General features: G+C 56.3%; 16 protein-coding genes and 4 pseudogenes. 9 read left to right on the top strand and 11 right to left on the bottom strand.

Features of this window, described 5'->3' with window-relative positions:
- Window positions 1–3 precede the first annotated feature (3 nt).
- From VI25_RS11720 to VI25_RS11710, 3 genes are all read right to left on the bottom strand, one after another.
- On the bottom strand, window positions 4–2,457 hold the full coding sequence (locus VI25_RS11720) for a S9 family peptidase (RefSeq protein WP_045689691.1): 2,454 nt from the start codon (window positions 2,455–2,457) through the stop codon (window positions 4–6).
- Window positions 2,458–2,677: 220 nt separating this feature from the next.
- Window positions 2,678–3,325, bottom strand: coding sequence for a hypothetical protein (locus tag VI25_RS11715; RefSeq protein WP_045689692.1), 648 nt, complete (start codon window positions 3,323–3,325; stop codon window positions 2,678–2,680).
- Window positions 3,326–3,443: 118 nt separating this feature from the next.
- Window positions 3,444–3,878 (bottom strand): GNAT family N-acetyltransferase, encoded by a 435-nt coding sequence (locus VI25_RS11710; protein WP_045689693.1) that lies wholly within the window; start codon window positions 3,876–3,878, stop codon window positions 3,444–3,446.
- Between the two features lie 119 nt (window positions 3,879–3,997).
- Between VI25_RS11710 and VI25_RS27765 the strand changes: the two genes are divergently transcribed.
- Genes VI25_RS27765 through VI25_RS28490 form a run of 3 tightly spaced genes read left to right on the top strand, consistent with a single transcriptional unit; the run spans window position 3,998 to window position 5,408 of the window.
- Complete coding sequence (locus VI25_RS27765) at window positions 3,998–4,657, top strand: PQQ-dependent sugar dehydrogenase (protein WP_052695421.1); 660 nt, start codon at window positions 3,998–4,000, stop codon at window positions 4,655–4,657.
- On the top strand, window positions 4,657–5,265 hold the full coding sequence (locus VI25_RS27760; RefSeq protein ID WP_052695422.1) for a PQQ-dependent sugar dehydrogenase: 609 nt from the start codon (window positions 4,657–4,659) through the stop codon (window positions 5,263–5,265). The genes VI25_RS27765 and VI25_RS27760 overlap by 1 nt, the downstream gene beginning before the upstream one ends.
- The gene (locus tag VI25_RS28490; protein WP_072144805.1) at window positions 5,178–5,408 is read left to right on the top strand and encodes a T9SS type A sorting domain-containing protein; all 231 of its coding nucleotides are present in this window, start codon (window positions 5,178–5,180) and stop codon (window positions 5,406–5,408) included. Before VI25_RS27760 ends, VI25_RS28490 begins: the two co-directional genes overlap by 88 nt.
- A gap of 85 nt (window positions 5,409–5,493) precedes the next feature.
- Here VI25_RS28490 and VI25_RS11695 read toward each other — a convergent pair.
- Window positions 5,494–6,502: pseudogene (locus VI25_RS11695) on the bottom strand (cation diffusion facilitator family transporter).
- Window positions 6,503–6,666: 164 nt separating this feature from the next.
- Here VI25_RS11695 and VI25_RS11690 point away from each other — a divergent pair.
- The 4 genes and pseudogenes from VI25_RS11690 (at window position 6,667) to VI25_RS11680 (ending at window position 11,582) form a co-directional block, all read left to right on the top strand.
- Window positions 6,667–8,042: pseudogene (locus VI25_RS11690) on the top strand (Nramp family divalent metal transporter).
- Between the two features lie 166 nt (window positions 8,043–8,208).
- On the top strand, window positions 8,209–9,516 hold the full coding sequence (locus tag VI25_RS26830) for a TonB-dependent receptor plug domain-containing protein (RefSeq protein WP_236705021.1): 1,308 nt from the start codon (window positions 8,209–8,211) through the stop codon (window positions 9,514–9,516).
- Between the two features lie 5 nt (window positions 9,517–9,521).
- Window positions 9,522–10,655: a TonB-dependent receptor gene (locus VI25_RS26825; protein ID WP_236705020.1), complete on the top strand. Its 1,134-nt coding sequence runs from the start codon at window positions 9,522–9,524 to the stop codon at window positions 10,653–10,655.
- 66 nt (window positions 10,656–10,721) lie between these two features.
- A complete protein-coding gene (locus VI25_RS11680) occupies window positions 10,722–11,582 on the top strand; it encodes a transporter (protein WP_045689735.1) in 861 nt (286 codons plus the stop codon).
- A gap of 90 nt (window positions 11,583–11,672) precedes the next feature.
- Here VI25_RS11680 and VI25_RS11675 read toward each other — a convergent pair whose 3' ends face one another.
- The 3 genes from VI25_RS11675 to VI25_RS11665 all read right to left on the bottom strand — a co-directional run bounded on the left by VI25_RS11675 (window position 11,673) and on the right by VI25_RS11665 (window position 15,598).
- On the bottom strand, window positions 11,673–12,047 hold the full coding sequence (locus tag VI25_RS11675; protein ID WP_045689736.1) for a hypothetical protein: 375 nt from the start codon (window positions 12,045–12,047) through the stop codon (window positions 11,673–11,675).
- A gap of 150 nt (window positions 12,048–12,197) precedes the next feature.
- Complete coding sequence (locus tag VI25_RS11670) at window positions 12,198–12,599, bottom strand: hypothetical protein (protein WP_045689737.1); 402 nt, start codon at window positions 12,597–12,599, stop codon at window positions 12,198–12,200.
- Window positions 12,600–12,988: 389 nt separating this feature from the next.
- The gene (locus tag VI25_RS11665; protein WP_055562517.1) at window positions 12,989–15,598 is read right to left on the bottom strand and encodes a lamin tail domain-containing protein; all 2,610 of its coding nucleotides are present in this window, start codon (window positions 15,596–15,598) and stop codon (window positions 12,989–12,991) included.
- A gap of 127 nt (window positions 15,599–15,725) precedes the next feature.
- On the opposite strand from VI25_RS11665, the pseudogene VI25_RS11660 reads away from it, so the two are divergent.
- Together VI25_RS11660 and VI25_RS11655 are read left to right on the top strand one after the other, a co-directional pair.
- Window positions 15,726–16,722 (top strand): annotated as a pseudogene (locus VI25_RS11660) (aspartate-semialdehyde dehydrogenase).
- Between the two features lie 151 nt (window positions 16,723–16,873).
- Window positions 16,874–17,221, top strand: a complete 348-nt coding sequence (locus VI25_RS11655; protein ID WP_152981587.1) for a hypothetical protein — start codon at window positions 16,874–16,876, stop codon at window positions 17,219–17,221.
- 225 nt (window positions 17,222–17,446) lie between these two features.
- Here the strand turns inward: VI25_RS11655 and VI25_RS11650 are convergent, their stop codons facing one another.
- From VI25_RS11650 to dxs, 4 genes and pseudogenes are all read right to left on the bottom strand, one after another.
- The gene (locus VI25_RS11650; protein ID WP_045689738.1) at window positions 17,447–18,205 is read right to left on the bottom strand and encodes an alpha/beta fold hydrolase; all 759 of its coding nucleotides are present in this window, start codon (window positions 18,203–18,205) and stop codon (window positions 17,447–17,449) included.
- Window positions 18,206–18,292: 87 nt separating this feature from the next.
- The gene (locus VI25_RS11645; RefSeq protein ID WP_055562516.1) at window positions 18,293–19,060 is read right to left on the bottom strand and encodes an alpha/beta fold hydrolase; all 768 of its coding nucleotides are present in this window, start codon (window positions 19,058–19,060) and stop codon (window positions 18,293–18,295) included.
- A gap of 182 nt (window positions 19,061–19,242) precedes the next feature.
- Entirely contained in the window at window positions 19,243–19,788 is a 546-nt protein-coding gene (locus VI25_RS11640) for a YceI family protein (protein ID WP_045689739.1), read from the bottom strand.
- 287 nt (window positions 19,789–20,075) lie between these two features.
- A pseudogene (dxs, locus tag VI25_RS11635) lies at window positions 20,076–22,018 on the bottom strand (1-deoxy-D-xylulose-5-phosphate synthase).
- Between the last annotated feature and the right edge of the window lie 202 nt (window positions 22,019–22,220).

The following is a 22,220-nucleotide window of genomic DNA, read 5'->3' as shown; positions in this document are numbered from 1 at the left end:
GATCTACTGCCCACCTGCACTTGTTGGCGTTGTAGTCTGGGGGTTTAGGTTGGTTTCGAATAGCTTGAGAATGCGCTTGTATTCGTCCGTCCAAGAAGAGGGCTCCTCGAAGCCATGGTTTTCCACGGGATATACGGCTAACTCCCAGTTTTCCTTTTTCAACTCAATAAGACGTTGCGAAAGGCGCACGATGTCTTGGAAGTGCACATTGGTATCGACCATGCCGTGGCACATGAGCAGGTGGCCTTTTAAACCATTGGCGTAGTAGATGGGCGACGAACGGGCGTAAGCTATGCTGTCGTTGTAGGGTTCGTTGAGAATATTGTCGGTATAGCCGTGGTTGTAGTGCGCCCAGTCCGTGACAGAGCGCAGGGCGGCACCGGCCTTGAATACATCTGGCTGCGTGAACATGGCCATCAGCGTGATGAAGCCCCCGTAGCTACCGCCGTAAATACCGATGCGCTGGGGGCTGACACCGTATTTATCCGTCAATAGCTTGGCTCCATCAACTTGGTCGGTGAGGTCTTTGCCCCCCATGTAGCGGTAGATGCCCGTGCGCACGTCGCGGCCGTAGCCTGCCGAGCCACGGTAGTCAATATCGAGCACGGTATAGCCTTTGTCTACCAGTAGATTGTGGAACATGTACTCGCGGAAATAAGAGCTCCACCACTTGTGCGCATTCTGGAGGTAGCCCGCACCGTGCACAAACACAACAGCCGGACCTTGCGCCTGCGGAGTAGCCGGGCGGTATAGGCGCGCGTACACATCCGCACCGTCGCGGGCCTTAATAGTAATGACCTCCGGGGCACGCCACGCGTAGCTTTCAAACTCAGGGGTAGTGCTGTGCGTCAGGCGACGCATTTTGGCGCCGGGCTTGTTATCCATCACGTACAGTTCCCAGGGCGTGTTAGACGTGCTATAGCGTACGGCCAGCGTTTTCTCGTCGGGCGAGAGGGTCACTTCACTGGCACCGGGCAGGGTTGTAATCTGCGTCATGGTGCCGCCGGCTACTGGCATCCGGTAGAAGTGCTGCTCACCGGGGTGCGTTTTATTGGCCGTGAGGTACCACGTCTTTTTGTCTCGGCTGAGCTGCACCTTCTGCACCTCATACTTGCCGCTGGTCAGGGCCTTCTTTTGGTTGTTGACTACGTCCACCGTGTACAAGTGAGAGTAGCCCGTTTCTTCGCTCTGAAACCAGATCCGGCGGTTATCGGGCAGCCAGCCTACGCTGCCTTCATCGTAGCCAATACCAGGGCCGTTAATCCAGGCATCGTCGTGCTGGCGGTCGAGGAGGGTTATTTTTTGGGTAGCGGGGTCTAAGCCCACAATCCACCGGTCCTTGTTATCTGCGGAGCGAATGACGAGGAAAGCCCGTTGACCATCTTCCGACCAGAATGGCCCAAAGGGCACCACGCGCCGTAGCTCACTAGCCGGCTTTTCCTTTTTGGCGGCAGTAGCAGCTTTTGCAGAATCGGCCGGGGCGGGGGCCTTGGCTTTTAGCTGGTACTCCTTGCGGTAAGCGGGTTGTTCGTCCAAGCCTTTCAGCTCCCGGTAGCCTAGCACAAAAGTGGTGTCGCGCCCAATGTCGTAGAGACCTAGCTGGTAAGCTGTTTGGGCGGCGCCTACCTTGGTGCGCGTGCTGATGTCTTCGGTGAAGCCCGAGGCCGTAACGAAGTTGGGCACTAAGGCTACTTTCTCGGCGGTGGGCTCTTGCACTAGGGTGTACGTCACGTAGCGCCCATCAGGCGCTAGGCGCAGGTTGCGCACGGTTTGCTGGCCCAACCAAATGGCTTTGGGCCGCAAACGAGCCAGGGCTTTTTGCTGGCGCTGCCGGGCCTTGGCATCTTGGTCTTTCAGCTTAATGATGTCAAACAAAGCCAGCTGCTGGGCCCGCAGAAACTTATCTGCTTTGTCGGCAGCGGCATCGGCCGGCTTGTAGCCCTTCCGAAAATCCGTGCGTTGTACTGTCTCACCAGTAGTTGGGTTCCAGGTGAACAGGTTGCCCCCACGCGAGTAGCTAATGAGCTGATCCTGCAATACGAAAAGGGGCTCTGCCTCCCGCTCGGCCGTATTGGTCACGCGCCGGACGCGTTGGGTCTTCAGGTCGAGCACGTAAATGTCACCGTCCTTTTCGTACACCTTCCGCGTGTAGCGCTGGTCGTACTCGCCAGTGGCAGCGGGTAGCTCACGCTGGTCGCGCCCGCTCACCTTCCGGGCAGTACCACCGCCGGGGCTGAGGCTGTAGAGAGAATCCCGCCGGGCTTTCTCGGGGTTCCAACTGAAGTAAATACGCTTTCCATCTTCGCCCCAATAGATGTTGGACGGAGACGTGCCCAGCCACTGCGCCGGGTCGCGCATGATTTTATCGACGGTAAGCGGGGCCAACTGTTGGGCCTGGGCTACTTCACTCAGCAGCACTGAACCAGCGGCCAGCAGCAAGAGAACAGGTTTCTGCATAGAAGCACGAATAGTGGTATGAGCCGCAACTTACGCCACAGCAACCAATGGACAGTGCCCTAACTACTGCGTTGCACAGCGGGCACCTGGCGTATGCAAGATGCAGGCAATGCTACCTCTCTACGGAGTACGCCTGCGCTGCCCTTCTTCTTAGTTAGCCAATGCCTCTACCCCTGCCTTTCAGGCCTAACCAGTTGACGAAGTATTGGCAAGCTACCCTTTATAGCCCTCCTTTTTCCCAGGCCAGTAGCTCCGCTTGGAGGTTGCGGCGGGCTTGGGTGTCAAGCTTATCATGAAAGATGGGAGTATGATATAAAGTAGCAGCGGCCAGCAGCTTCTCCAGCACCTTGCGGCGGCCGCGACGGTACATGAAATCGGGCACAAGGCGGTATTCCTGGCGCACTTGGCGGGCATATTGCCAGTAGTCGGCCTCCGGAGCGCCTAAAATTTGCAGATCGGCATCTAAGAAGAACAGCAAATCTGAGTCGGTAGCGGGCTGGGGCTGGGTGTGGTCTTTGGTGCGCTCAATAAAGAAGGCCACGCGCTGGCGCCGCTCCTCCGAAAGCGTGGTGTGAGCCAAGAACTCTAACGCCCACGCCGCGCTGCGGGCTTCGTTGTCATCGCGCAGAGTACTGTACACGGCATCATGAAACCAAATGGCCAAGCGCACGACCTCTGCGTCCTTCAGCAGGGCCTTATGCCGGTCGGCGCTGTCTAGCAGGGCGCGCACGTGCTTTAGGGAATGATAGTGCCGGTCGGAGCCATCGTAGGCGGCCGCTAGCTGTTGGTAGGTGGTAGTGCGCCGGGTATCGTCGGGTAGTAAGGAAGTAGTGAGGCGGTGCCAGCGGGTAACCAACGTGGTATTCATACAAACAACGAGACTAGCGAATAAGGAAGCCGCTTGGCATCTAGGTATAGGCTACAAAAGTAAGGTTACCCACTCCTATTTGGTTCTTATCCCGAGCGAACTACCTTCATAAAGAGTCCTAATTCTTAGTAGGAACACCGTAAGGGTTAGCCCGCCTAACCTCTAGGTAGCGCTCTGGAGTAGCCAAGTCCTGAAACCCGAACTGCCGGTACAAGCTGTGAGCGTCTAACGTGGCTAGCAAATGACGACGCAATCCTTGCAGCTCAGGGTGGCCCCACACAGCGCCCATCAACTGCTTACTCAGGCCTTGGCCTTGAAATTCGGGTAGTACAAATACGTCGCACAGCCAGGCAAACGTAGCCCGGTCCGTAACAACGCGGGCAAAGGCAGCCTGGCGCCCGTCGGCGGTATACGCACCGAAATTGAGGGAATTGGCAATAGCCCGTTCTACGGTGGCGAGGGGAATGTTCTGAGCCCAGTACGAATCGTAGGAGAGGTAGCGGTGAATAGTAGCTACATCCAGGCGGGCTGGGTCGGTACTGATGGTAAACATGACAGAAAGCAAAGGGTCGACAACCCAAGCAAGATACGGCTACTTCCTACATGCGCCGCTCATCCGTACGCCCGAATAATTCGTTTACCTTTTGTCTTTTATCTCAACCTCTTATCCGTATGAAACACCTGTTTACAGCAGTACTGGGGGCCATCTTACTGACAGGCCCTTGGGCAGCCTCTGCGCAAACGCTGCCAGTGCTGGGTACTTTTGCAGCCGGCTCTACCACCGTTACGGTTTCAGCCCTGACAACTAACCTGCAAGTGCCTTGGGAGCTTGTATGGGGCCCCGACAACTTTATTTGGATGACGGAGCGGGGAGGCCGCATTAGCCGCGTCAACCCCACAACGGGCGCCGTTACGCCCCTTACTACGCTGGCAGATGTGGTGACTAGCTCCGAAGGGGGCTTGCTTGGCATGGCTTTGCACCCCGACTTTACTACCTCGCCCTACGTGTATGTGGTGTACAATTACAACGATAATGGCTATAAAGAAAAGCTTGTGCGCCTCACATACGCCAATGGCACGCTCAGCCAACCGCTTGTGCTGCTGGGCAATATTCCCGCAACCAGCACGCATAGCGGATCTCGCCTACTCATTCTCCCCGACCGCACCCTGCTCATGACCACGGGCGATGCCCAACAGCAGCCGGAAGCGCAAAACCGCGCTTCGCTCAACGGAAAGATTTTGCGTCTGAACCTGGATGGCACCATTCCGGCCGACAACCCCGTGGCCGGTAGCCCAGTGTATACGCTGGGGCACCGCAACCCGCAAGGCTAGTGCGCAGCCCCAGTGGCCGCCTGTACAGCTCGGAACACGGCCCTAACAACGACGACGAGCTGAACCTGATTGAAGCCAACCGCAACTACGGCTGGCCTACGGTAGAAGGCCTCTGCAACCTGTCGGCGGAGCAAGCGTTTTGCAGCGCCAACAACGTGCGCGAGCCCCTAGCTGTTTGGACGCCCACCTTGGGTGTATCCGGCCTGGCCTACTATACTTCATCAGCTATTCCTGCCTGGCAGGGTAGTCTGCTGATGCTTTCCCTTAAGGCTTCCCGGCTAACGCAACTCACGCTCACTGCCGCCGGGGATGCCGTTGCGGGCCCCGAGCAAACCTTCCTTACCACCTTTGGACGACTACGGGCCATCTGCGTCTCGCCGCAGGGGCGCGTGTACGTGGGCACCAGCAACCAAGATGGCCGCGCTACCCCTGGCCCTACCGACGACCGAATTCTAGTGCTGGAAAACTTGGCCTTTGTACCTACTACAACGGTAGCGCAAAAAACTATGCCGTTGCGCCTGTGGCCCAATCCAGCTCAGCACAGCGTAACGCTCCAACTACCCAAGCACTCAGCAGAGTTGCCACGGCCGAACTCCGCGATGCGCTAGGCCGGTTAGTGTACACCACCCAGATGGCAATAGGTACTACCACCACTACCCTACCCCTCACCAACCTGCCAGCCGGCATCTACTCCACCCAAGTAGCCACCACCGACGGCCATTTTGTGCAGCGCGTAGTAGTAGAACACTAATACCTACCGGCAACGCGAGTTCACATAGAAAAGGGCCGCTCCATTGGGGCGGCCCTTTTCTATGTGAACCCGCTCGCATTGGCTGCTAGCTGCTACCTACCTCCTCACTCACTAAGAGGTGACGCTCGTTCTTGACGGTGTTAGCCAGCGTCCAGGGGATTTCCTGGGCGAAGGGATGCTGCCGGACCGGGCACTCGGGCATGTGGCAGTGCGAGCACGCGGCATAGGTACAGGGGTCGGCGTGCACAAACATTTCTACCTCTACTACTTCAAAATGCTCCCGCACAAACTCCTCAATGCGATGCACCTGGTTGTGGGTTTCTTCTAGGGTGAAGTAGTAGGGCATGGTCACGTGGCAATCCACGTGCAAATCGGCACCGTAGCGCAGCACCCGCAGGTTGTGCACGTCAATCCACGCGGGCTGCCGGTGCGCTTGCAGCTCACCAATGACCTGCTGCACCGTCGATACGTCCGACTCATCCATCAGGCCCGACACGGAGCGGCGAAGCATGCGGTACCCATTCACCACAATAAATACCCCCAGAAACAATGCAGCCCCGGCGTCATACACGGGGTTATTGGTAAACACTACCAGTAGCAGCGCCAGACACGAAACTAAGGTACTAACCGAGTCTAGATAGAGATGCTGCCCGTCGCCCACCAGTGCTACTGAGTTGTGCCGGCGACCAGCCCGCACCAGCACAAAGCCTACCACCAAGTTGACTACGGCCGTAAAGGCAAGTAAGCCCATACCCCAGTCGGGGCGCTCTACCGTGTGCGGGTGCATGAGGCAGTAACTGCCGAACGGAAAATAAATACCCCGGCCGACAAAATTAAAGCGCCTTCGAAGCCAATAGACAGATACTCAATCTTGCCGTGGCCGTATGGATGATTTTCGTCCTTGGGAAGCTAGCCAGGTAAATGCTGTAGAGGGCGAACCCGCTGGTCACAACGTTAATAATGGACTCTAGAGCATCCGTAAGCACGGCTTGGGAGCGTGTAAGCAGGTAGGCGTAAAACTTAATGCCAACCAGTATCACGCTAACCACTAGGGAAAGCAGGCCGTAGCGAGTTTTGAGGGGAGGTGAAAACATAGGGCCTAAACCGTGATGCGGGGGGCAAAATTCCAGTAAAAAACTGGCTTTCAACTATGGGGCCGAAACCTTTTACAACAAACACAGTAGTTAAACTGCGTTAAAAATAAATTTAGACTAGCCTAAAATCTGCGTACCTTGTGCATACTACTCCTACTGAATCAATGCCTTCTGCTCTGAAATCACCTCCTTCTACTCCCGTATCGGAGGCCAACGCGCCTCCTGCGGGCTGGCGTCGTGCTCGTACGGCGCCTTCGTTACAAGAAGTATTTGCATCCGTACGCGTGCCAGCACAGTCGGCTTCCTTTTGGCGCAAGCTGATGGCCTTCTGGGGCCCAGGGCTGATGGTGGCCGTGGGCTACATGGACCCTGGCAACTGGGCCACAGACCTTGAAGGCGGCTCGCGCTTTGGATATACGCTACTTTCTGTCATTCTGATTTCCAACTTGTTCGCCATGCTACTCCAGCACCTGGCAGCCAAGCTGGGCATCGTGACGGGGCGCGACCTAGCCCAAGCCTGCCGCGACCATTACTCCAAGCCCGTTGGACGGGTGCTGTGGTTGCTGTGCGAGGTAGCCATTGCAGCCTGCGACCTAGCTGAAGTCATCGGTTCAGCCATTGCCCTAAATCTACTGTTTGGGCTACCGCTTACCTGGGGCGTAACCCTTACTATCCTAGATGTACTGGTGGTACTGTTATTCCAAAGCAAGGGCTTCCGGGTGCTGGAAAGTATTGTGGCGGGCCTTATTGTGGTCATCTTCGGGTGCTTTCTATACGAAATCATCGTGTCGAAGCCCGACTGGTTTGGTATTCTAGGTGGGCTAGTACCGCAGCCTGAAATCGTTACCACGCCCCGCATGCTGTACATTGCCATTGGCATTTTGGGAGCCACGGTAATGCCGCACAACCTGTACCTGCACTCCAGCATTGTGCAAACGCGCGCCATCGAGCAGACTGAGTCGGGTAAGCGTATGGCTATCAAGTTTGCTACCATCGACAGCACGGTAGCGCTGTTTCTGGCCTTCTTTGTGAATGCGGCTATTCTGGTAACATCAGCGGCGGCGTTTCACCAGAACGGGCACCACGACATAGCCGACATCAGCGACGCGCATAAGCTGTTGGCTCCCGTGCTGGGCGCCGGAGCTGCTTCTGCCGTGTTTGCCATTGCCCTGCTGGCTTCCGGTCAGAACTCTACCCTCACGGGCACTCTTGCCGGCCAGATTGTAATGGAAGGCTTCTTAGATCTTCACCTCAAGCCCTGCTACGCCGACTCATTACCCGGGGTATTGCCGTAGTTCCAGCCTTTATAGTGGCGCTGAAATACGGAGAGCAGGGCACGGGCGAGTTGCTAGTGCTCAGCCAAGTAATCCTGTCTTTGCAGCTTAGCTTTGCCGTGGTGCCTTTGGTAGTATTCACTGGTAGTAAGGCAAAAATGGGAGTGTTCGTGAACAAGCCATGGCTGCAAGCGGCGGCCTGGGTAGTGTCCGGCATCATCATCGTGCTGAACCTGTATCTGCTGTACCAAACGTTTTTTGGCTAAGTAAAAAGCGCCGTACCCAGCTGGGCGGCGCTTTTTTTTGGCTATGCTTTTAGATGAGGCTAAATATTTTTTTACCCTCGTTTAAATCCTCTCTGCTTCTGTTCTCCGTCTTCCACCCCCAATCCAATTATCTATGAGGCTCACGTACTGTATTGCGGTGATATGTATGCTGGTTCTGAGAAGTCTAGTTGCCTCGGCACAAGTAGCGGCAACGGGTAGTATTCGGGGGCAAGTGCTGGCCGATGGCAAGCCGTTAGAGTTAGCGACGGTGGCTCTACCGGGCACCGCCCTCGGAACGGCCACGACGGCACAAGGCTATTTCGAGTTGCGGGAAGTGCCCGCCGGTACACACGAGCTAGTGTTTTCCAGCATGGGGTACCAAGCTCAGCGGCAACGCGTGGCCGTACGAGCCGGGCAGGCCACGGAAATCAACGCCCGCCTAGCGGCTACCCCTGCCGCTCTGAGCGAAGTAGTGGTTACGGGCGTGTCGCGGGCGACAGAAATCCGGCGCAGCCCCGTGCCCATTGCCGTCCTCACGCGCCGCGAAGTGAACCTCAACAGCACTGGCAACGTGATTGACGCGGCGGTGAAAGGTGTACCGGGCCTTAGTGCCGTTACCACGGGCCCCAATATTTCCAAGCCTTTCATTCGGGGGCTGGGCTACAACCGCGTACTTACTCTCTACAACGGCCTGCGCCAAGAAGGGCAGCAGTGGGGCGATGAGCACGGCATTGAAATCGACCAATACGACATCGACCGGATTGAGGTGGTGAAGGGACCGGCCAGCCTGATGTACGGTTCTGATGCGGTGGCGGGAGTTATAAACATGTTGCCGCGCCTGTCCTCGGAGGCCGACGGCCACGTGCACGGCGATGCGCTGATGGAGTATCAAACCAATAACCACTTACTAGGCACCTCCGTGGGCCTGCGCTATGCGCACAATGGCTGGCAGTACGGGGCCCGCGGCTCCTACCGCTTGGCGCAAGCCTACCGCAATGCCTTGGAAGGCCGGGTGTACGGCACCGCCTTCCGGGAACTACATGCCACGGCCACAATTGGGGTAGAAAAGCGGTGGGGGTCTACCCAGCTTACTGCCACCCTCTACGACAACATCCAGGAAATACCCGACGGCAGCCGCGACTCCTTAAGCCGGCGCTTTACCCGGCAGGTAGCCGAAGGCGACCAGGATGACCTAAAGAACCGGCCGCTGGTTTCGGCCCCCGACTTGGCTACGTACCGCATCAATCCGTTGCATCAGCACATCCAACACTACCGCCTCCTAAGCCGCACGCGCTGGCACTTAGGGACCGGGGAGTTGCACACGCTGCTTGGCATTCAGCACAATCTACGCCGGGAGTACAACCACCCGCTGGCACCGCAGCAAGCAGGCCTGGCAGTAGCCCTGAACACCTATACCTACGACGTGCGCTACGCCGCGCCCACGTGGCTGGGCCTGGAAACTACCGTGGCTTGAATGGAATGTATCAAACCAATACAAACCGCGACGCCACCGATTTCCCTATCCCCAACTACTCCTTGTTTGACGTGGGTGGTTATGTGTTCCTGAAAAAGACGTTTGGCAAGTTGGACCTCTCGGGAGGAGTGCGGTACGACACCCGGGTGCTACGCTGGCCCGATTTCTACGTGCGCCTCGACTCCACCACGGGCTGGGCCCAACAGGTGGCGACTAGCACAGGAGCTGCCCCGCAGTTCGCCGCCTTCCGCACCACGTACCGCGGCATCTCCGCCAGCGTGGGCGCTACCTACAACCTTTCTGAGCGTCTGCTGCTGCGCGCCAACGTAGCCCGCGGCTACCGGGCCCCCAACATCACGGAAGTGGGCTCCAATGGCCTGGACCCCGGCGCCCACATTGTGTACCTCGGCAACCGCACGTTTGGGCCTGAGTTCGGCTTGCAGGAAGACCTAGGCCTTAGCGCTTACCTTCCCGATGCGGAAGTAAGCGTCAGTGGTTTCCTCAACAACATCGACAATTACATCTACCAAGCCCGCCTCACCGGGCCCGACGGGCAGCCCGTGGTAGTGGTGCCCGGCAATGCTACCTACCAATACCAGCAGGGGCGCGCCCAGCTCTACGGGGCCGAAGTCACCGTAAATCTGCACCCGCGCGCTTGGCCCGCGTTGGCGTTCAACAATAGCTTGGCCTACGTAACGGGGGTAAATAAGGAAGCAGCCCTGCTGGAAGCAAACGGCGCAGCCGCCAAGTACTTGCCTCTGATTCCGCCCTTACATACCCGCTCCGAAGTGCGCCTGACCAGCCAACGCAGGTGGCGCCGCTTCACCCAGCCTTATGTGCGGGCCGTGCTCGACTATCATGCTCCGCAAAACCGGTTTTACGCCGTAGATAATACCGAAACTCGCACCGCAGGATACGCGTTGCTGGGCTTAGGTACGGGGGTAGGACTAGTGAAAGGCCCCAGCCAGCGCGAGTGGCTACAACTTTTTTTGCACCTCGATAACGCCTTCAACACCACCTACCAATCTCACCTTAACCGACTGAAATACTTTGAGTACTACGCCAGCTCTCCTACTGGGCGGCGAGGCATTTACAACCAAGGGCGCAACTTCAACGCAAAAATCAACCTACTGTTCTAGGCCGGCTTACGCGCGTTTCCGTAGGGGGCGAAATACGCTCTTTTACTCTCCTTTTCCCCTCATGCTATGCTCCCTTCTTACGCACGTTTGCTATTGCTGTGCTTGCTGCTGCCATTGCAGCTAGCGGCCCAAGATGCCCCCAAGCCTAGTCCCTACGACTCGGCCCACTTTGACTTGTTTCATCCAGTACCGCGCAACCGGCTCCGCCCACTCCGCCCCGACCGCCCCGGCGTAACGGAAAGCCCGTTTACAGTAGATGCGGGCCACTTTCAGATGGAATCGGATGCCCTGCGCCTTATTAATAGCCGCGAAGAAGGTACCCACAATCGAGAGTGGAAAGCTGCCTACACTACCTTCAAGCTGGGTTTGACGCGCCGCACCGATTTACAGCTGGAAGTACCCCTATACAAAGTAACCAAGGAACGCCAAGCGGGCGAGACCGACTGGCAGCGTAGCCGGGGTTTCGGGGACGTGAATGTGCGGTTGAAGCACAACTTCCTCGGCGACGACCAAGATGGCCCGATTGCTATGGCCGTAGTAGCTTACACGCGCTTGCCCACGGGCGGCAAAGCCGGCAGCGGGGCCGTGGAAGGCGGCCTGATTGTGCCCGTGAATTTGGAACTGCCCCACAAGTGGAACCTAGATTTGCAGGTAGAATCGGATATGAACTACGACCGAGAGCAGGGCAAGCACTACCTGCAAGTGATGCCTTCCATTGCCATCGACCACGAGTTTACCGATGTATTCAGCTTCCTAGTAGAAGGCGTAACGCGCTGGGATGCCGAGCATACGGGTTGGCGCTCCTCCATCAACGTGGCTCCCATCTTCACCGTCACGGAGAACCTGCAGTTTGACTTTGGTACCCACCTAGCTCTCAGCAAGGAAATGGACCAGGAATTCTTCATTGGTTTTTCCTTCCGCCGGTAAGGCTCAGACCACATACCGCCAGAAACCGCACGGCCCGCTGTTCCAGAGTGAACAGCGGGCCGTGCGCGTAAGGTAGCTACTGCCGTCAGCTTAGCCTTCGTCGGTCATAAGGCTGCGCGACTGTTTTTTCCAGTCGGTGATAAACCAAGTGACTACCGAAACCAGCCCGAGCACCCAGAACAAGTTTCGCTCGGAGCTGGCAGCCGGAAACCGAAACAGCAGGGGCGCGGCCAATAGGGCAATACCAGTAAGCAAGTCGAGCCAGCCGTGCACGGGAAACGGAATCACCCGGAACAAGCCTAGCTTAAAATCGGTAAGCAGGGTAATGACCAAATAGCCGCCGGCCAATACGTAGCAGGCTACATCTATAGCAGGCTGCAAATCGAACATGATAGGCGCCATTGCCAAGATGGTAATAAACAGAACATCAACAACGCCATGTGCGGCGGGGGAAAGGAATTTCATAGCTAGACAGTGTTAAGGTGGATATCCTTTGATACGGCTCAGCCGCAGCAAGGATACTGTCGACCTTCTCGTAATCAGCAACTTCCACCTCATAAAAAACGCCTGGCAGCACGAAGCTACCAAGCGTTTCGTTGGCCTATCTGCCAGCACTTAGTGCTGGTGGTTTGGCATCATTGAGTTGCGAGGGTTGGTGTGGGTATGCGTATCAGCTCGCCAGTCGGTCAGCAGCCACGAACCCAGAAACAGCATACCCATTCCCATGAAGAAGTTACGTGCTTCGTGGTTGTCATCGTGGAAGCCGAACAAGAACGGCACTGCCAGCAGGGCTAAGCCGCTCACAAGCTCAAGGCCACCGTGCATGGGGAAGGGAATCATGCGGAAGATACCAAGAGGAAAATCCGTCATCAGGGTGATAAGCAGGTAGCCGGCAGCCAGCACGTAGCAGGCCGTAGCGTACGGACCATCAAAGTTGAACAGCGTAGGAGCTAAGGCAAACAAGGCAATGGTGCCATAGTCGAGCATGCCGTGCACGCGGGGTGATATTACTTTCATGGGTAAAAGACATTATGTGGAGAATGATGCCTTTTCTTACGCGCATGCATGACAAAGGATATTGCTGAGTTTCAATTTTTTACTCAGTTAATTATTTATAGTTGAGCTGTTTACCTCAGCAGTATCTATCTTTTAACCTACTTTTAGAAGTAGCATACCTGTAGCTAACAAGGCTGTATTGCCGGCGCGAATTACCTACGCCACATGGCAGCACAGGCACCTACTCAGGTAGCGTAAATGCCCCTCCGTGCTGTAAGCTGGCGCCAGCAGTGGGCACTTTTGGCACTTGGACCCTCTCAGCACCATACTACTACGTGGTCGGCAGCAGCATGGTCAACACTTCACTAGCTACTGCCGGGCCGCAGCCTTGCGAAAGGCGCACTGCTTCGCTAGAATCTGGTGCCGACTACCACGGTTTTGCGGTATTCGCGTTTCTCTCCGCTGCTGGCTCGAAACAACTCCACGAGTAGTATGTAGTAGCCAATAGCTGCTTTTTGGCCCTGATCGGTAAGGCCATTCCACTGCCAGAAGCCCGTGGTAGGAAGGGTTTCGTTGCGCACCAGACGACGCGTAAGGCGTCCTTGGGCGTCATAAATTGTAACGGAGCCCGCGTAACCGGGCTGATCGAGGGTGTACGTAAGGGTAGTGAAGTCCTGTTGGCCGTCGTCATCGGGCGTGAAAAGCTCCGGCTCAACTACCAGCGTGCCAGCACCCGTGGGGTCGTTTTGCTGCTGAGAATTGGGCCGGCCAGGCGTGGCATACCCCACGCTGCCGGCCGCCGAGTGGAAGTTCGCAGCCACGCTAGCACCCGCGGCACGAATCCGCTCCAACGATACACCATTCACGTCGTCTAGCAGCGTCAAGTGTTGGGAGGTATTGTAGGCGTAGCGGTCTAGCACCATGCCCTGGGCATCCTGCACTACCACAGCACCGGCATCATCCGGGAAAGTAGGTAGGGCTGGCAGAGTAAGGAGGGCATCTGGGTTGGTACTAGTAGGGTATTGACTTTGCACTACATCGGGGCGGGTAGTGAGCACCACTAACTGCCCCGGTCCTAGCATCACTGCGCTGGCGCTGATGGGCTCAGTGTCCAGGGTCTTATCGGGCTTTTCATTGCCCAGTTCCCAGCCATGCAGGTCCACGTACTTGGTGGAGCGATTCAGCAGCTCCACGAAATCTACGCCACCCGTGCGGGGGTTGAACAGGATTTCGTTGATGACTACGTCGCCCGCGACGGCCGGTACGGGCACCGCAAAGGTAGCCGAGGTAGCAGGGCCGGCAGCATTTCCCACGCAATCGGTAATGCGTTGCACCGTCACCGTCAGCGGCTGGTTTGGGGTAAGTGGCGCACCTAGTGTGAGGTCCACGGCGCGAAAGTCGGGTGACACGGGCGCCGCGCGGGTGACGGCTATGGTGGGCGTAATAGCGTACAGAGTAGTTGTAGCAGCGGTGGCGCTATCTAGCTTTTCGGCAAAGAATAAGCGGACAGTAGTTGTGGAAACAGCTAGGGCACGGAGCAACGTGGGGGCCGTGCGGTCGGGGTTGGTAGCGCGTACAGAGTTGGCACGGCCGGGTGTACCCCCACTAGCATCTGTACTAGCTCGCCAGTTGGAGCCGGCAGCGCAAGGAGTGGCCGTATCTATCATTTCCAAAGTCCAGCCGCCGTCTTTTTTGCGCGCATCTTGGTACCACGCGTCAGCATAGCTTACCTCGAACAAGGTGCGACCATCTTTGGCGCGAAGCATTAACCGGTCGCCGGCATTACTGAGACTAGGAAAGTTACTTAGCCCGAACACTTTACCGTAGTTAGCAAACTGCGCACCGCGGGTACTTGCGCATACCACGGCATACTCACCGGGTAGCAGTACGGCGCCAGCTGGAAATACCGCAGCCGTGCTGCTACCCGGCTTCAGCAGCCGCACGCCCGCCAGGTCTAGCACGGCAGTAGCGGAGGGATTATGCACTTCCACAAACTCCGAAGCAGGCAGGCCCACTACCGGGCTTTCATCGGCTAGTAGCTCCGTAATGAGTAGTTGATTAATCCCAGGCGCCACAGGAAACCCATTGTTCTGGAAGCTTACCGATAGGGAGCCAGCCGCCGTGTTGCCAAATACGTCGGTTGCGTTGCGCGCTTCCACCGTATTGGCCCCCAATGGCAAGTCAGCGGCTAAGGTTAGGTGCACTACTGATGCGTCGGCCGCATCACGCGTGGCGGCCGTTATACGGGGTGCTCCCGCTCCGGCCAGCTGGTAGTTGGTGGCAGCTTGGGTAGCTGTTACTGGTTCGTTGAACGCCACATCAAGCTGCCGGGCAGCCGTAGCAACAGCCCGCGTGAGCACGGGAGCAGTAGCATCTGTTACGCGAAAGTCATCGAAGTAAAACGCCCGACTATTGGCCGATGAGTACGTAGCATAGACGCCGACATAGGCGCTCCGCTGGTGGGTAGCGTCGGTGGTAGTGCCCTCGCTCACGTAGGTAGTGCCACCCGCTAAGTCGCGCTCCAGCGCCCACTGGTTTTGCACGTTGCGCCGCACCCGCACGCGTACCAAGTTGTTGGTGGTTGAGCTAAGTGTGGCATCCTGCCCGTTGATGACGTATATGGGGCTACCTGAGGCATCTTTCCGGAACAGGGCTACTTCATCGGTGGTGCCACCTAAGCGCACAAAGTAGCCTTTAGTGCCCGTAGCTTTCAAGTCGGCTTGGTCGGCCATAAGCCACACGTCGGCGTAGTTGCCGCCGCTAGTCGCCAGCTTGAGGTTAACCCAAAACTCCCACGTTGTGCCGGTGCTTGCTGTGCAGGGAGTGAGAAGTTGCAACTCGGTGCCGGTAGTGGCTGGGCCACTGGTTTGGAGCTGCTGAGCCGCGTTTACTTGAAAGGATGAGGCGTCGCCCGTCCAGGTTGGGTTCTGGGTGAAGTTGCCGTCCGTAAAGGACTCCACAAGCTGCGCAGTAGCCGGACTAGCACCGGCGCATAATAGTAGCAGTAGTAATAGTTTCACGCGAAATAAAGCCTGATGAATTGCCGAAGTGCAGCTCCTATTTTACCCAAGGAACAGTTCGGAGCTACAGGGTGAAATATACCACAATTCATGATGTACCTTTACCTCCGACAAACACCTAAACCTCATGAAAGTAGCCGTAGTAGGCGCCACCGGCTTGGTCGGGGGCGAAATGCTGAAAGTACTGGCCGAGCGCAACTTCCCGGTCACTGAACTCCTGCCCGTGGCCTCCGAGAAATCGGTAGGTCAGGAAATTGAATTTCAGGGCAAAAAATATAAGGTAGTGAGCATGGACGACGCCATTGCGGCTCGTCCCGCCGTAGCTATTTTCTCGCTGGCGGCTCTATCTCCAAGGAGCAAGCTCCGCGCTTCGCCGAAGTAGGTACCGTCGTTATCGACAACTCCTCCGCGTGGCGCATGGACCCCACCAAGAAGCTGGTGGTACCCGAAATCAACGCCAAAGAGCTAACGGCCGACGATAAAATCATTGCCAACCCCAACTGCTCCACCATTCAGATGGTGGTAGCCCTCAACAAGCTGCACGAAACCTACAAGGCCCAGCGCATTGTGGTGAGCACCTACCAGAGCGTAACGGGCACGGGCAAGAAAGCCGTAGATCAGCTTATGCAGGAGCGCTCCGGCGCCGAGGTAACATCCCAGGCTTACCCTCATCGCATCGACTTGAACGTGTTGCCTCACATCGACGTGTTCGAGGACAATGGCTACACCAAGGAGGAAATGAAGATGGTGAAGGAGACCAAGAAAATATTTGGCGATGACAACATCCGCGTAACGGCTACTACCGTGCGCATTCCCGTAATGGGTGGTCACTCGGAAGCCGTGAACGTGGAGTTTGCCGAAGAGTTTGATCTGGAACAAGTTCGCGAACTGCTTCGCCAGACCGAAGGCGTAGAGTTGGTAGACGACGTGAAAAACAACGTGTACCCGATGCCCAAAGACGCCCACGGCAAAGATGCCGTGTTGGTAGGCCGCCTACGCCGCGACGAAACCCAGCCCCGCACCCTAAATATGTGGGTAGTGCCGACAACCTGCGCAAGGGTGCAGCCACCAATGCCGTGCAGATTGCGGAGAAAATGCTGGAAATGGGTTTGCTACAAGAATAAGTCTGATTGTTCTACTGCAGCCTACCTACAGGGGCCGGAGACTACTATCTTCGGCCCCTGTATTTTGCTATAGCACTTATACATAGCTAGGTACCCTCTTCTTTTTCTACTATAATAAGAGTAATTGTATACCTGGCCTTCGCGGCCACGCTTGCCCTCGGCAGTTGCGCTTCTATTCGTTAGCAAAAGCCGTTACCCCATTGCCATTGGCAGCGCACCGGTTGGTGCCAACATCACTATCACCGGCGGCCACAGCAAAGAGGTGTTTAGTAGTGTAGCCCTAGTGTCCGTTACGCTAAAATCGGGCGCTGGCTACTTTGCCAAAGCCAGCTACCAGATCAAACTCTCGAAGCCTGGCTTAGATGACAAAACGATGAAGCTGGAGGCCGATCTTAGCGGCTGGTACTTTGGCAACCTCCTGTTCGGAAGCTTGATTGGTTTGCTGATCGTAGACCCCACTACCGGAGCCATGCATCGGATTTCCGACGAAGAAATGTAGAGCGTACTAGTACCTAGCGCCCAGAGCTTCAACCCCGTTGATAAAACTAATCTGCGCGCTATGTCCCTAGATGAAGTTCCGACTAGCCTGCGCTACAAAATGGTTCTGGTGTAGCAGTAACTACTACTTAGGCTTCATAAAAAGCCCTCTTGGCTCTGCCAAGAGGGCTTTTTATTTTCTTCTCATAGATCCAACGGCTGTTGCTGCTATTGGCACAGCAAATCCTTACTTCCCAAATACCAGCTCTGCAAAGCCCTCAATGGCTTTGCGCGTGTCGGTGGGGCGCTCCAGAAACCCGACGTGCCCCACGTTGGCTAGCCAGAGTACGGTACAGTGGTCGGGGAGCAGGCTTTCCTCGTGCGTCTTTTCCAAGGGCACCGCCTTGTCGTCTTTGCCAGCAATAAACAGGACTGGGTAGGTAGCCTTTTCCAACACCAAGCGCCGGTCGGGGCGGCGAGCTATGGCGTCTATTCCTCCTAACGCCGTTTCCAAGGGTACAGCGGCCCCAATGCGTTGCAACATTTCCAGATGGTTAGTCATCGACTCGCGGTGGGCGGCTGCAAACTGCGGCTTCAGAAACTCCTGCGTGAAAGCCGCTACCCCGTGCTGCTGCAAAAACTCTCGGTTACGCTGGCGCCGTTCTGCATCCTCCTCCGCATCGGGTAGAGAAGAGGAATGAAACAAACAGAGTCCTGCTACCTGAGCCGGAAACTTCTCGGCAAAGGCCAGGGCCACGTAGCCCCCCATGCTATGGCCCACTAGCAGCACCTCATGTGCGCCCTCCTTCTTAAGTGTTGCTTGCAGGTAATCGGCGGCGGCTTCCAGGGAGTAGTCGGCGGCCGGTTGGGGGTCGGGGCCGTAGCCGGGCAGGTTAGGACGCAGTACGCGGTAGTGCGAGGGGAAATCTGCTAGAAACTCGTCCCAAATTTCGTTGCTTTCTAGAAAGCCGTGCAGGAAAACGATGGTGGCCGGGGCTTTGCTCATGGTAGTGCTTAAAAAGAAGGGCCACCCAGCATCCTAGGTGGCCTCTGCTCCCTGTACGAGCAAGCAATGGCAGTCGTTAAGGCCGAGCTACCGACCTGTCATTCCGTATATCGCCTCAGCAAAAGCCAGCAGGGCGTGGCGCGTGCGCTCAGGCTCTTCGAAATACCCTAAGTGACCCACATTGCTTAGTAGCAACGCATAGCTCTCAGCAGGTAAAGCAAGCTGAGGCAGCAAGCTTTCTACGGCCACGGCCACGTCATCTTTGCCACCGATAAAAAGCACCGGAAAACGAGCCTCGCGTAGCACATGCGTGCGGTCGGGCCGGTTTTTCATGGCTTCCAGCCCGCCCAACACGGTAGTTTCTGGTGTGTCCCGGCCAATAGCCTCTAAGAACGCCTGCTGCGCTGCCAGCCGCTCCCGGTTGGCAGGCGCAAACAGGGGCCGGATAAAGGAGTCCATAAACTTCCCTACCCCATGACGGAGCACAAAGTCCTTGTTCTTGTCCCGGTTAGCCTTTTTCTCGTCGGTATCGGGTAAGGCAGTGGAGTGAAACAGCACCAAGCCGGCCACTGTATCGGGAATTTGCTCGGCTACCGCCAAAGCCACGTAGCCGCCCATGCTGTGGCCCACTAGTAACGCCTGCTCCACGTTTTGCTGGCGCAGCTGCTCCGCCACGTAGCGGGCCTGCGCTTCCATAGAGTAGTCGGAACCGTCAGAAATGTTGTCGCCGTGACCCAAAAGGTCGAGCGTAAAAAGTTGGTAGCCGGCCGGAAACGCACGGATAAACTCCGTCCAGATGGCGCGCGATTCGGCGAAGCCGTGCAGGAAAACGATGGTAGGCTGGTGAGATGACATACTAGGCGTATACGTTGTTGATGATCAGAGCAACAAAAAAACGTCGTGCCGGACTTATCGGGGCATCTTCACGACCGACGTTGCTGTAGTGCGTTACTATAACAACGAGGCGTAAAGATGCTGCGGTAAGCCCAGCACGACGTTCTTGCGTGGCCGTTTGATCAACGACTCAGCTTAGCAGCTTAGGCAGCTACTTCTTCTTTCTGCTTGATCAGCTGCACGCTGGCCGACAGCTTCACGTCGTCGCCGAGCACGATAGAGCCAGCTTCGGTTACGGCATGAAAGGTCAGGCCAAACTCTTTGCGGTTGATTTTGCCGCTGATTTCAAAGCCGGCCTTTTCGTTGCCGTAAAAATCGTTGGCTACGCCGCCGAATTCTACATCCAGCGTTACGGGCTTGGTTACGTCCTTCACGGTCAGGTTGCCCGTCAGCTTGTAGTCGCCGCCCTTTTGGGTTAGCGAAGTCGAAGTGAAAGTAATCTGAGGGTAGGTAGCAGCGTCGAAGAAGTCGTTGTTGCGCAGGTGCTCGTCGCGCTGCTCCTGGTTGGTATCGATGCTGTTCACGTCCAGAGCAAAGCTCACTTGGGCGTTTTCGAAGCTGTCATTCTCCGTTACAGCTTGGCCTTCAAACTTCTTGAACGAGCCCGTAACGGTAGAAATAACGAGGTGCTTGATTTTGAACTGTACTTCGGAGTGGGTGGGGTCAATTACCCAAGTGGTAGTAGCCATAGTAGTAGGCGTTGCTGTTGATGACACTGGAAGACTCTGGAGCATCTGCGCCACTGAATCTGGGACAAATGTAGAGACATTTATTTGATTGATGTACCTACATGAATAAATATTTTTTTGTTCCCTTACTTCAGTAAGAACCCCCTAGTGCCGGAGGGGAAGCGTAGCCATTCACCTCATTTTCAGCGCAACGCAGGCTCCTTTCTATAGTCTGTGTTGCCCGACTGGATATAAGCAAAAAGCCCCACCAGACGAATCTGGCGGGGCTTTTTGCACAGGCAATTAGCTTACAGCAACACAGTTTCTACCGGGGCCTGAGCAACTACTTTACCGGCCAACTCACGCAGGGCACTGGCAATACCAGCGGCATCAAAACCACACTCTTTATAGAGCTCATCCTGAGTGCCGTGCTCCACAATGCGGTCGGGGATGCCGAGGCGCTTCACGGGTAGGCTGTAGCATGATCGGCCAAGAACTCCAACACGGCGGCACCAAAACCACCGGGCAGGCATCCATCTTCTACCGTCACAATACCTTTATACTGACGAGCAATGTTGTGCAGCATTTCCTCATCCAGCGGCTTACAGAAACGCATATCGTAATGACCTGGGTTGAGGCCTTCGGCGGCGAGCTGTTGAGTAGCTTTCACGGCGTAGTTGCCGATGTGACCGATGCTAAGTACTGCTACTCCTTCGCCCTCGCGCACCACACGGCCCGTGCCAATGGTAAGCTTTTTCAGCGGCTTGCGCCACTCCGGCATGACGCCTTCGCCGCGGGGGTAACGGATGCTGAACGGGCCGGCGTTTTCGGGCAGGGTGGCCGTGTACATCAGGTTGCGCAGCTCTTCCTCATTCATGGGGGCCGATACCACCATGTTGGGGATGCAGCGCATATAGGCTAGGTCGTAGCAGCCGTGGTGGGTAGGACCATCGGCACCGGCAAAACCAGCGCGGTCGAGGCAGAAAACGACGTGCAAGTTCTGCAAAGCCACATCGTGCAGCACCTGGTCGTAGGCACGCTGCATAAACGAGGAGTAAATGTTGCAGAATGGCACCAAACCCTGCGTGGCAAGGCCAGCGGAGAACGTAACGGCGTGCTGCTCGGCAATGCCCACATCGAAGGCCCGGTCGGGCATGGCCTTCATCATGATGTTCAACGATGAACCCGACGGCATAGCCGGCGTCACACCCATGATCTTATCATTCTGCTCGGCCAGCTCTACCATTGTCTCACCAAATACATCTTGGTACTTGGGTGCTTGGGGGGTAGAGAAGGTCTTTTTGTGAATTTCACCGGTTACCTTATCGAAAAGGCCGGGCGCGTGCCATAAGGTTTGGTCTTTTTCGGCCAGCGCGTAGCCCTTTCCTTTCACCGTTACGCAGTGCAGGATTTTGGGCCCCGGAATGCTCTTGAGGTCGTTGAGGATGGTAGCGAGGTGCTGCACATCGTGGCCATCCACGGGGCCGAAATAGCGGAAGTTCAGCGCCTCAAACAGGTTGCTCTGCTTAAGCAGGGTAGCCTTCATGGCCGACTCCACCTTGCGGGCAATCTGCTGGGGATTGGGGCCGAACTTTGAGAGCTTGCCGAGTACATTCCACAGCTCATCACGCACCTTATTATACGTGCGGGACGTTGTGATATCGGTGAGATATTCTTTGAGCGCGCCCACATTGGGGTCAATGCTCATGCAGTTATCGTTGAGGATAACCAGTAGGTTGGATTTCTCTACGCCCGCGTGGTTGAGCGCCTCAAACGCCATACCGGCCGTCATGGCACCGTCGCCAATTACGGCAATATGCTGACGGTCAAATTCTTTCTTGTAGTCGGAGGCTACGGCCATGCCTAGTGCGGCACCAATGCTGGTGGAGCTGTGGCCCACGCCGAAAGCATCGTACTCACTTTCGCTGCGCTTCGGAAAACCCGACATACCGTGGTAACGGCGGTTGGTAGGAAACCGGTCGCGGCGGCCAGTGAGAATTTTATGACCGTAGGCCTGGTGTCCTACGTCCCACACTAACTGGTCGTAGGGCGTGTTGAAAACGTAATGCAGAGCTACCGTTAGCTCCACTACTCCTAGCGAGGCCCCAAAGTGTCCGCCGTAAATCGACACGGAATCAATGATGAACTGCCGCAGCTCCTGGCTTACCTGAACCAACTGGTCTGGACTGAGCTTCTTGAGGTCGTCGGGCGAATTAATCTCCGCCAGCAGGGCACCAGGTTCGACAATCATGTGCAAGGAGTAGAAAAGAGAGATAAGTAGCGAAGCAACAACAAAATAAGCCAGAAGGTTAAGCTGCTTCTAGTTATCTGGTGTCGTCAACAGGCAAAGGTACGGGTTTTCCGGTCCGACGGATGAACCGTTGAGTTACGAAATTCCGCCTACGTGACTACTAGGTAAAGGCAAGTTAAGCTACGTACCGGCTGCTGGCGGG

This window comes from Hymenobacter sp. AT01-02, assembly GCF_000961955.2.
GTDB lineage: Bacteria > Bacteroidota > Bacteroidia > Cytophagales > Hymenobacteraceae > Hymenobacter > Hymenobacter mucosus.
This window is presented reverse-complemented; position numbering and strand designations above follow the sequence as displayed.

What these genes read in the sequence shown, in the direction of transcription:
- VI25_RS11720 (WP_045689691.1), bottom strand. Translation starts at nt 2,457, where the DNA reads ATGCAGAAACCTGTTCTCTTGCTGCTGGCCGCTGGTTCAGTGCTGCTG.
- VI25_RS11715 (WP_045689692.1), bottom strand. Translation starts at nt 3,325, where the DNA reads ATGAATACCACGTTGGTTACCCGCTGGCACCGCCTCACTACTTCCTTA.
- VI25_RS11710 (WP_045689693.1), bottom strand. Translation starts at nt 3,878, where the DNA reads ATGTTTACCATCAGTACCGACCCAGCCCGCCTGGATGTAGCTACTATT.
- VI25_RS27765 (WP_052695421.1), top strand. Translation starts at nt 3,998, where the DNA reads ATGAAACACCTGTTTACAGCAGTACTGGGGGCCATCTTACTGACAGGC.
- VI25_RS26830 (WP_236705021.1), top strand. Translation starts at nt 8,209, where the DNA reads ATGCTGGTTCTGAGAAGTCTAGTTGCCTCGGCACAAGTAGCGGCAACG.
- VI25_RS26825 (WP_236705020.1), top strand. Translation starts at nt 9,522, where the DNA reads ATGTATCAAACCAATACAAACCGCGACGCCACCGATTTCCCTATCCCC.
- VI25_RS11680 (WP_045689735.1), top strand. Translation starts at nt 10,722, where the DNA reads ATGCTCCCTTCTTACGCACGTTTGCTATTGCTGTGCTTGCTGCTGCCA.
- VI25_RS11675 (WP_045689736.1), bottom strand. Translation starts at nt 12,047, where the DNA reads ATGAAATTCCTTTCCCCCGCCGCACATGGCGTTGTTGATGTTCTGTTT.
- VI25_RS11670 (WP_045689737.1), bottom strand. Translation starts at nt 12,599, where the DNA reads ATGAAAGTAATATCACCCCGCGTGCACGGCATGCTCGACTATGGCACC.
- VI25_RS11650 (WP_045689738.1), bottom strand. Translation starts at nt 18,205, where the DNA reads ATGAGCAAAGCCCCGGCCACCATCGTTTTCCTGCACGGCTTTCTAGAA.
- VI25_RS11645 (WP_055562516.1), bottom strand. Translation starts at nt 19,060, where the DNA reads ATGTCATCTCACCAGCCTACCATCGTTTTCCTGCACGGCTTCGCCGAA.
- VI25_RS11640 (WP_045689739.1), bottom strand. Translation starts at nt 19,788, where the DNA reads ATGGCTACTACCACTTGGGTAATTGACCCCACCCACTCCGAAGTACAG.